The sequence below is a fragment of the Streptomyces sp. 15-116A genome (genome assembly GCF_025290915.1).
Taxonomy (GTDB): domain Bacteria; phylum Actinomycetota; class Actinomycetes; order Streptomycetales; family Streptomycetaceae; genus Streptomyces.
Window position 1 is genome coordinate 1 of sequence record NZ_JAOCQE010000255.1, and the last position, 9,416, is coordinate 9,416.

Below are 9,416 nucleotides of genomic sequence, written 5' to 3' on the forward strand. Positions count from 1 at the left end.
GCGGGCCCGGCGCGGTGGGTGACCCAGTGGACGGTGCCGCGCACGCAGACGGCGCTGCCGCGGGCGGTGTGGTCGGGCGAGGCGGAGCCGAACCAGCGGGCGGCGTTCACCGGGAAGGGCTGCAGGTCGGTGCGCTGCCCGCCGAGCCGGATGTCGAGCCGCCGCGGCTCGGCGCCGTCCAGGTCGTCCAGCACCCACAGCTGACCGGCGCTGGAGTACACGACCCGGGTGCCGTCGGTGGCGGCGTGGCGGGCGTAGAAGCCGTCGAGGGGAGTGTGGCGGCGCAGGTCGGAGCCGTCGGCGAGGGAGGAGTAGAGCGCGCCGGTGCCCTCGTGGTCGGAGAGGAACGCGATCCGGTCCCCGACCCACAGCGGGTACTCGATGTTGCCGTCGAGGCCGGCGTGCAGCCGGACGAACTCGCCGTCGTTCTCGGGGTCGATCCACAGCTTGCCCGCCGTACCGCCCCGGTAGCGCTTCCAGGAGGCGGCCTCGCGGCCCATCGTGGCGGAGAGCAGGACCGTGTGCGGGCCGTACGCGATGTCGCCGACGGGGCCGTACGGCAGGGTGGTGGCGGGGCCGCCGTCGAGGGGGATCGCGCGGGCCCAGGTGCGGCGCAGGCTGGCCTGGCCGTAGGAGCTGAGCGCGAGGACCTCGCCGTCCGGGGTCCAGCCGCGCACCGACGTCTTGATGCTGCCCCAGTGGGTGAGGCGTTTGGCGGGGCCGCCGTCGACGGGCGCGATGTGCACCTCGGGGGCGCCGTCGCGGGTGGAGGTCCAGGCGACGGTGGTGCCGTCGGGCGAGATGCGCGGATGGTTGACCGGCGTGTTGTCGGCGCTGACCCGCCAGGCCCTTCCGCCGCCGTCGAGCGGGGCGAGCCACACGTCGTCCTCGGCGGTGAAGGCGACCAACTCGCCGTGCGGATGCGGGAACCGGAGATACGCGGCGGATGCGACCGATGCAGGCTGTGTCACCCGATCACCCTATGCACGCGGGTGGCGGCCCGGCCAGGGCTTTGGATCACTTGCCCTCGACGGGACGGCAGTCGGGGTACTGGTCGCACCACACGGTGGTGGTGACGGTCACGGTGACGGTGGGGCGGGGCCCGCCGCCCGTGGGGCCGCCGACCGGGGGCGGGCTGCTGGAGTTGCAGTCGCCCAGCCCGTCGACGCGGAACCACTGCTTGCCGTCGACCTTGGCGGTGATGTCCCCGCGCACGCAGGCTCCGTCGATGGCGTGGGTGACCTTGCCGGTGACGGTGATCTCCTTGCCGTCCTCCGTCTCGCCCTGGCAGTCGACGGTGGCGACGGTCTTCTCGGTGGCGGAACGGGACGCGGTTCCGTCCCGGTCGAAGGACGCCGTGCAGCTCAGCCAGCGCACCCCGGCCTTCTGCCGGTTGAGCTCGTCGGTGACCGTCTCGTCGACCGTGTACGCCACGGTCGCGGAGCTCACCGCGCCCGGCTCGCACGCCACGGCACCGCCGACGGCCACCACGGCGAACCCGGCCGCCACAGCCGTCCGCCGCAGTCGCGTCCCGCCCCGCATCCTCTGCCACACCCCCATGGACGGCAGCCTGCCACCGTCACAGGCGCGGCGGTAGGGCGCATACGGCCACCGTGCGCCCCTTCCAAGCGCCGGGAGGGGTACGAGCGTTCAGGACCAGCGGCCGGTGCGGCCGAGGAGCAGCGCGGCGGCGGCCGTACCGGCGGTGGAGGTGCGCAGGACGGTGCGGCCCAGGCGGAAGGCGTTGGCGCCGGACTGCTCGAAGAGTGCCAACTCGTCGGGTGCGATGCCGCCTTCGGGGCCGACGACCAGCACGATGTCGCCGCTGGTGGGGAGTTCAGTGGTGGCGAGGGGTTCGGTGCCGCTCTCGTGGAGGACGGCGGCGAAGTCGGCTTCGGCGAGAAGTGAGGCAACCTGCTTGGTCGTCGCCGCGTCCGCGACGTCGGGGAAGCGGACCCGGCGGGACTGCTTGCCGGCCTCGCGGGCGGTCGCCCGCCACTTGCCGAGGGACTTCAGGCCGCGTTCGCCCTTCCACTGGGTGATGCAGCGGGCCGCCGACCAGGGCACGATCCGGTCGACGCCGACCTCGGTCATGGTCTCGACGGCCAGCTCGCCCCGGTCCCCCTTGGGCAGCGCCTGGACCACGGTGAGCCGGGGCGTCTCGGCGGGCTCCTCCCGGACCTCGCCGAGGCGCACGACGAGCCGGTCCTTGCCCTCCGCGGCCTCCACCTCGCCCTCGGCCCAGCACCCGGCGCCGTCGGTGAGCACGACGGCCTCCCCGGCGCGCAGCCGCTTCACGGAGACGGCGTGCCGCCCCTCGGGGCCGTCGAGGACGAAGCTGCCGCCGCCCGGGGTGTCGAAGCGGTCGACGACGAAGACGGGCGCGGTCACCGGGCACCTCCCGCCGACAACGCTGTCCGGGCGGAGGCCAGTTCGGCGGCCAGCACCTCCACCAGCTGCCCGGCGGGCAGCTCCCGTCCCATGCGGTGGCCCTGCCCCGCCCACAGCGCCATGCCCTGCGCGTCCCCGGCCTTCGCGGCGGCCTTGCGCAGCGGCGCGGTGAGGTGGTGGACGTCGGGGTAGGCGGCGGGGGCGTAAGGGCCGTGCTCGCGCAGGAAGCGGTTGACCAGTCCGCGGGCCGGGCGCCCGGAGAAGGCGCGGGTCAGCTCGGTGCGGACGTAGAGGGGGTTGGTGAGGGCCTGCTTGTGCAGGGCGTGCGCGCCGGACTCGTGGGTGGCGAGGAAGGCGGTGCCGAGCTGGGCGGCGGTGGCGCCGGCGGCGAGCACGGCGGCGATCTGGCTGCCGCGCATGATGCCGCCGGCGGCGATGACCGGTATGCCGACGCTCTCCCTGACCTGGGCCACGAGCGAGAGCAGTCCGACTCCGGAGCCGTCCGCCTCGGGGGCGTCGCGGTGGGTGCCCTGGTGGCCGCCGGCCTCGATGCCCTGCGCGATCACCGCGTCCGCGCCGGAGCGCTCCACGGCGCGGGCCTCCTCGGCGGTGGTGGCGGTGACGAGGGTGAAGCTGCCGACACGGTGCAGGGAGTCGACGACCTCGCGGGCCGGCACGCCGAAGTGGAAGGAGACGACCGGCACCGGGTTGTCGAGGAGGACGGCGAGCTTGGCGTCGTAGCCGTCGTCACGGCCGCTGTCGGGGTCGCCGAGCTCCGTCTCGTACCAGGTGGCCTCGCCGGCCAGCTGATGGGCGTAGACGCCGACGGCGGCCGGGTCGGCGGTCTCCGGCTGGGGCAGGAAGAGGTTGACGCCGAAGGGGCGGCCGGTGAGTCCGCGCAGCTGTTTGATCTCCTGGTACATGCCGTCCGCGGTCTTGTACCCGGCGGCGAGGAAACCCAGCCCGCCCGCCTCGGACACCGCGGCGGCGAGCTGCGGCACGGAGACACCGCCCGCCATGGGGGCCTGCACGATCGGGTGCGGGAGGAGATCGGTCAGCGCGGAGGACATGCCCGCATGGTGCCACGTCCTCCGGACAACTCCGAATCAGCCCTTCCCCTTGGCATAGGCCACGATTTCCCAGCACCGGCCGGCATATTCAGCCCGTCCGGCGCTTGAGGACGAGGCCCGTCCAGGGCCGAAGCGGGGGTCCGGGGGCGGCATCCCCCGGGGTCGGGAACGGGAAGGGGCGGCGGGGGCGAAAACCACCCGGCCGCAGCCCCCACTCAGCGACCGTTGAACGCGTCCTTCAGCCGTGAGAACAGTCCCTGCTGTCCCGGCTGGAACTGGCCCTGTGGGCGCTCCTCGCCGCGGAGCTTGGCGAGTTCGCGCAGCAGGCGTTCCTGCTCGGGGTCCAGCTTCGTCGGGGTCTGGACCTCGACGTGGACGATGAGGTCGCCCCGGCCGCCGCCGCGCAGATGCGTCACGCCCCGGCCGTGCAGCGGGATCGACTGGCCGGACTGGGTGCCGGGCCGGATGTCGACCTCCTCCATGCCGTCCAGCGTCTCCAGCGGCACCTTCGTGCCGAGCGCCGCCGCCGTCATCGGGATGGTGACCGTGCAGTGCAGGTCGTCGCCGCGCCGCTGGAACATGGGGTGCGGCAGCTCGTGGATCTCGACGTACAGGTCACCGGCGGGACCGCCACCGGGCCCGACCTCGCCCTCACCGGCCAGCTGGATCCGCGTGCCGTTGTCGACACCGGCCGGGATCTTCACCGTCAGCGTGCGACGCGAACGGATCCGGCCGTCACCGGCGCACTCGGGGCACGGCGTCGGCACGACCGTGCCGAAGCCCTGGCACTGCGGGCAGGGGCGCGAGGTCATGACCTGGCCCAGGAAGGACCGAGTGACCTGCGAGACCTCACCGCGGCCGCGGCACATGTCGCACGTCTGCGCGCTGGTGCCGGGCGCGGCACCCTCGCCGCTGCACGTGGTGCACACGATCGCCGTGTCGACCTGGATGTCCTTGGTCGTGCCGAACGCGGCCTCGTCCAGCTCGACCTCGATGCGGATCATCGCGTCCTGGCCGCGGCGGGTACGCGAGCGCGGCCCGCGCTGCGACGCCGTGCCGAAGAACGCGTCCATGATGTCGGAGAAGTTCCCGAAGCCACCGGCCCCGAAGCCGCCCGCGCCACCACCGGCGGCCTGCGAGAGCGGGTCGCCGCCGAGGTCGTAGACCTGCTTCTTCTGCGGGTCCGACAGCACCTCGTACGCGGCGTTGATCTCCTTGAACCGCTCCTGCGTCTTCGGGTCGGGGTTGACGTCCGGGTGCAGCTCGCGCGCGAGCCGCCGGAAGGCCTTCTTGATCTCTTCCTGCGACGCGTCGCGGCGCACGCCGAGTACGGCGTAGTAGTCGGTGGCCACTACGACTCCGCCAGGATCTGTCCGACGTACCGTGCCACTGCGCGTACCGCTCCCATCGTTCCCGGGTAGTCCATGCGGGTCGGTCCGACCACGCCGAGCTTGGCGACTGCCTCGCCGCCCGAACCGTAGCCCACCGACACGACGGACGTGGAGTTGAGTCCTTCGTGGGCGTTCTCATGACCGATACGGACGGTCACGCCCGGATCCTTCGCCTCGCCGAGCAGCTTGAGGAGCACGACCTGCTCCTCCAGCGCCTCCAGGACGGGCCGGATCGTGAGGGGGAAGTCATGTCCGAAGCGGGTGAGATTGGCGGTGCCGCCGATCATCAGCCGCTCCTCATTTTCCTCGACGAGCGTCTCCAGGAGGGTGGAGAGCACCGTCGAGACCGTGCCGCGGTCCTCCAGCTCGAAGGCCTCGGGGAGGTCCTCGACGAGGCCCGGCACATCGGTGAAGCGGCGGCCGGCGACCCGGCTGTTGAGCCGCGCGCGCAGATCCGCGAGCGACGCCTCACCGAAGGGCGCGGGGCAGTCGACCATGCGCTGCTCGACCCGGCCGGTGTCCGTGATCAGCACGAGCATCACCCGCGCGGGCGCGAGGGACAGCAGCTCCACGTGCCGCACGGTGGACCGGGTCAGCGACGGGTACTGCACGACGGCGACCTGCCGGGTCAGCTGCGCCAGCAGCCGCACCGTCCTGGCCACCACGTCGTCGAGGTCGACGGCGCCCTCGAGGAAGTTCTGGATGGCCCGCCGCTCGGGCGGGCTCATCGGCTTGACGCCGGCGAGCTTGTCGACGAACAGCCGGTAGCCCTTGTCGGTGGGGATGCGCCCGGCGCTGGTGTGCGGCTGGGCGATGTACCCCTCGTCCTCCAGGGCCGCCATGTCGTTGCGCACGGTGGCCGGGGAGACGCCGAGGTTGTGCCGCTCGGTGAGGGCCTTGGAGCCGACCGGCTCCTCGGTGCCGACGTAGTCCTGGACGATGGCGCGCAGCACCTGAAGCCTGCGTTCACTGAGCATCGCGCACACCTCCAGAGGTCTTCCGCCCGGTCACGTCACTGACACTCTCTGGCACTCTTCGCACGCGAGTGCCAGACTTCCCCGGCCCAGTGTACGGCCGGGAGGTATCCCCCGGGCAAGGCCGGTCCGGTCCCGTTAGCGTCGCGGTATGACCGTGACTTGGGAAGAGTCGGGATGGGAGCAGGTGGCGGCCGGGGTGGGCCGGTGCCGGCTGCCGGTGTGGGACTGCACGGCCGGGCTGGTCGTCGGCGAGGGCGCCGTCCTGCTGATCGACGCGGGCTCGAGTCTCGCCGAGGGCGCACGGTTGCGCACCGAGGCGCAGGCGCTCGCCGGTCACCGTGTGACGCATCTCGCGCTGACCCACCCCCACTTCGACCACGTCCTCGGCGCGGCGGCGCTCGCGGGCGCGGAGGTCTACGGCGCGGTCGGCCTGGACACGGCCCTCGCCCACGGCCGTGACGAACTGCGCGCCGACGCCGTACGCCACGGCCTGGACCCGCACGTGGCGGAGGACGCCGTGGACGCGCTGATCCGGCCCCGGCACGCGGTGTGCGGCGAGTGGACGCTGGACCTGGGCGGCGGCCGGCAGGTCCTGTTGGCGAACGTGGGCCCCGGCCACACCGCCCACGACCTGGTCGTCCTGGTCCCCGGCGACCCGGAGGTGGTCTTCTGCGGCGACCTGGTGGAGGAGTCCGGCGAACCCCAGGCCGGCCCCGACGCCGTACCGTCCCACTGGCCGGCCGCGCTGGACCGTCTACTGGAGCTGGGCGGCGAGGACGCGGCGTACGTTCCCGGTCACGGAGCGGTGGTGGACGCGGCGTTCGTACGGGCCCAACGCGACGCGCTGGCCGCGAGGTTCGGCGTGTCGTGATGATCGCGACGGGCGGGATCCTCGTATCGTCGTCAGAATGCGCCAGTACTCCGCCGACCTGACCCCTCCGTGGAAGAAGCCGCAGCCGGTACCCGAGGTCCCCGCCGACCCCGGCCTGGTGGTCGAGGAACCCGCCACCGGCTTCTGCGGCGCGGTGATCCGCTGCGAGGCGGGCACGGTGACCCTGGAGGACCGCTTCGGCAAACACCGCGTGTTCCCGCTGGAGCCGCGCGGCTTCCTGCTGGAGGGCCGCGTGGTCACCCTGGTGAAGCCCGCCGCCGGTCCGGTACGCCCCACCCGCACGGCATCCGGTTCGGTCGCCGTCCCCGGCGCACGCGCGCGCGTGGCCCGCGCCGGGCGCATCTACGTCGAGGGCCGCCACGACGCGGAACTGGTCGAGAAGGTGTGGGGCGACGACCTGCGCATCGAGGGCGTGGTCGTGGAGTACCTGGAGGGCGTGGACGACCTCCCGTCCATCGTCGACTCCTTCGCCCCCGGCCCGGACGCGAGGCTGGGCGTCCTGGTGGACCACCTGGTCCCGGGCACGAAGGAATGGCACATCGCGGAGTCGGTGACCAGCGAACACGCCCTGGTGGTGGGCCACCCGTACATCGACATCTGGGAGGCGGTGAAGCCGTCGTCGGTGGGGATCGAGGCGTGGCCGCAGGTGCCGCGGGGGCAGGACTGGAAGACGGGGGTGTGCAGGGCGCTGGGGTGGCCGGAGAACACCGGGGCGGCATGGCAGCACATTCTGTCGAGGGTGCGCTCGTACAAGGACCTGGAGCCGGAGCTGCTGGGCAGCGTGGAACGACTCATCGACCACGTGACCGTGTCTTGAGCGTCGCCCGGTCGTTGCCAGAACGGGCCTGGTGGGCTGCTCTCCGCCCCTGCGGAGATGGTCCGTCGATCAGTTCGTCGACACGGCCGAGCAGTGCCTGCTCCCCGCGGAAGCGGGGATGACCCTCAGTCCACCAGGTCCCGAACCACCGCGTCCGCCAGCAGCCGCCCCCGCAAGGTCAGCACAGCCCGCCCCTCCTCGTCGTACGGCCGCTCCTGAAGCAGCCCCTCGGACAGTGCCCGGCGTGCCGCCGCGAGCCCCTGGTCCCGGAGGAGCGACAGCGGCACACCCTCCCGAAGCCTCAGCTCCAGCAGGATCCGCTCGACCCGGCGGTCCTCCTCCGTCAGAACCTCCCCTCCGGCCCCCGGCGACCGACCCTCCCCCAGCGCCGCCGCGTACGCCCCCGGATGCTTCACGTTCCACCACCGCACACCCCCCACGTGCGAGTGCGCGCCCGGCCCGGCGCCCCACCAGTCGGCCCCGCGCCAGTACAGCTCGTTGTGCAGGCACCGCCCCGCCCGGGACGTCGCCCAGTTCGACACCTCGTACCACTCGAACCCGGCCCCGGACAGCACCTCCTCGGCGATCAGATACCGGTCCGCATGCACGTCGTCGTCCGTCATCGGCACCTCCCCCCGCCGAATCCGCCGCGCCAGCTGCGTCCCCTCCTCCACGATCAGCGCGTACGCGGACACATGATCCGGCCCGGCCCCGATCGCCGCGTCCAGCGAGGCCCGCCAGTCGTCGTCGCTCTCCCCCGGCGTGCCGTAGATCAGATCGAGGTTGACGTGCTCGAACCCCGCCGCCCGCGCCTCGGCGACGCAACGCTCCGGCCGCCCGGGCGTGTGCGTGCGGTCCAGCACCTTCAGCACATGCTGCCGCGCACTCTGCATCCCGAAGGAGATCCGGTTGAAGCCGCCCTCCCGCAGCGCGGCGAGATACGCCGGATCCACCGACTCGGGATTCGCCTCGGTCGTGACCTCGGCGTCCTCCGCCAGCCCGAACTCCTCCCGGATCACCCCGAGCATCCGTACGAGATCACGGGCGGCCAGCAGCGTGGGCGTACCCCCGCCGACGAACACGGTGCGCACCGGCCGCGGATCGTCGCCCAGCACCTTCCGGGCCAGCCGGACCTCTTCCGCCAGCGTCTCGGCGTAGTTGTCACGCGAGGCGAGTACGCCGCCGCTGCCGCGCAGCTCGGTCGCGGTGTAGGTGTTGAAGTCGCAGTAGCCGCAGCGGGTCGCGCAGTACGGGACGTGCAGGTAGAAGCCGAGAGGGCGGTCGGCGGCGCCGGCGAGCGCGGACGCGGGCAGCGCACCGTCGGCGGGGACGGGCTCGCCGTCGGGGAGTGCGGAAGGCATGTGCTCCATTGTCCCGCACCGGCCCGGTACGCCTCCCCGTCCCTTCCCTCATTCCGCCTGGAGCACCAGCAGGGCGAGATCGTCCGCGGGCGGTCGCGCCGAGAACTCGTGCACGAGCCGGGTGATCCGTTCCGCTATCGGCTCGGCGTCCAGGCCCGCGCAGCTCGCCAGGGCGAGGGCCAGCCCGTCCTCGTCGTCGAACTGGCGGCTGCCGGAGCGGCGCTCGGTGACGCCGTCGGTGACGCAGAGGAGGCTGTCGCCGGGGCGCAGCTCGAAGCTCTCGCTGGTGTAGGTGGCGTCCTCGACGACACCGAGGAGGGTCTGCGGCTGGGCGACGGTCCGGACGGCGCCGTCGGGGGCGAGGAGCAGCGGCAGGGGGTGTCCGGCGGAGGCGAGGGTGCAGCGGACGCCGCCCTCGACGGGGACCAGTTCGCCGTAGAGGAGGGACAGGAAGCGGGTCTGGGGGCCGTCGCCGGGCGTGGTCGGCCGGGCCCCGGCGGCCACCAGCGCGCGCGCC

The 9,416-nt window shown here is 73.1% G+C and carries 9 protein-coding genes and 1 pseudogene; 2 read left to right on the top strand and 8 right to left on the bottom strand.

Annotated elements, in window-relative coordinates; all coding sequences use genetic code 11:
• The 6 genes and pseudogenes from N4P33_RS28490 to hrcA form a co-directional block, all read right to left on the bottom strand.
• Positions 1-971: pseudogene (locus N4P33_RS28490) on the bottom strand (peptidase S41); the annotation flags it as partial.
• A 46-nt stretch (positions 972-1,017) separates the two neighbouring features.
• Positions 1,018-1,560 (bottom strand): hypothetical protein, encoded by a 543-nt coding sequence (locus tag N4P33_RS28495; RefSeq protein ID WP_260829719.1) that lies wholly within the window; start codon positions 1,558-1,560, stop codon positions 1,018-1,020.
• A gap of 90 nt (positions 1,561-1,650) precedes the next feature.
• Positions 1,651-2,391, bottom strand: a complete 741-nt coding sequence (locus N4P33_RS28500; RefSeq protein WP_260829720.1) for a 16S rRNA (uracil(1498)-N(3))-methyltransferase — start codon at positions 2,389-2,391, stop codon at positions 1,651-1,653.
• Positions 2,388-3,461, bottom strand: coding sequence for a nitronate monooxygenase (locus N4P33_RS28505; RefSeq protein ID WP_260829721.1), 1,074 nt, complete (start codon positions 3,459-3,461; stop codon positions 2,388-2,390). Before N4P33_RS28505 ends, N4P33_RS28500 begins: the two co-directional genes overlap by 4 nt.
• A 215-nt stretch (positions 3,462-3,676) precedes the next feature.
• The gene (dnaJ, locus tag N4P33_RS28510) at positions 3,677-4,813 is read right to left on the bottom strand and encodes a molecular chaperone DnaJ (RefSeq protein ID WP_260829722.1); all 1,137 of its coding nucleotides are present in this window, start codon (positions 4,811-4,813) and stop codon (positions 3,677-3,679) included.
• Positions 4,813-5,829 carry a heat-inducible transcriptional repressor HrcA gene (gene hrcA, locus N4P33_RS28515; protein WP_260829723.1) on the bottom strand — a complete coding sequence of 339 codons (1,017 nt, stop codon included), beginning with the start codon at positions 5,827-5,829 and terminating at the stop codon, positions 4,813-4,815. Before hrcA ends, dnaJ begins: the two co-directional genes overlap by 1 nt.
• Before the next feature lie 148 nt (positions 5,830-5,977).
• Here hrcA and N4P33_RS28520 point away from each other — a divergent pair, with 148 nt between their 5' ends.
• Entirely contained in the window at positions 5,978-6,700 is a 723-nt protein-coding gene (locus N4P33_RS28520) for an MBL fold metallo-hydrolase (protein WP_260829725.1), read from the top strand.
• A 37-nt stretch (positions 6,701-6,737) separates the two neighbouring features.
• Positions 6,738-7,538 (top strand): DUF3097 domain-containing protein, encoded by an 801-nt coding sequence (locus tag N4P33_RS28525; protein WP_260829726.1) that lies wholly within the window; start codon positions 6,738-6,740, stop codon positions 7,536-7,538.
• 125 nt (positions 7,539-7,663) lie between these two features.
• Here N4P33_RS28525 and hemW read toward each other — a convergent pair whose 3' ends face one another.
• Both hemW and N4P33_RS28535 read right to left on the bottom strand, forming a co-directional pair.
• Positions 7,664-8,899, bottom strand: a complete 1,236-nt coding sequence (gene hemW, locus N4P33_RS28530) for a radical SAM family heme chaperone HemW (RefSeq protein ID WP_260829727.1) — start codon at positions 8,897-8,899, stop codon at positions 7,664-7,666.
• Between the two features lie 48 nt (positions 8,900-8,947).
• Positions 8,948-9,416 (bottom strand): PP2C family protein-serine/threonine phosphatase (locus N4P33_RS28535; protein ID WP_260829728.1); only part of this gene is annotated, 469 nt, incomplete at its 5' end.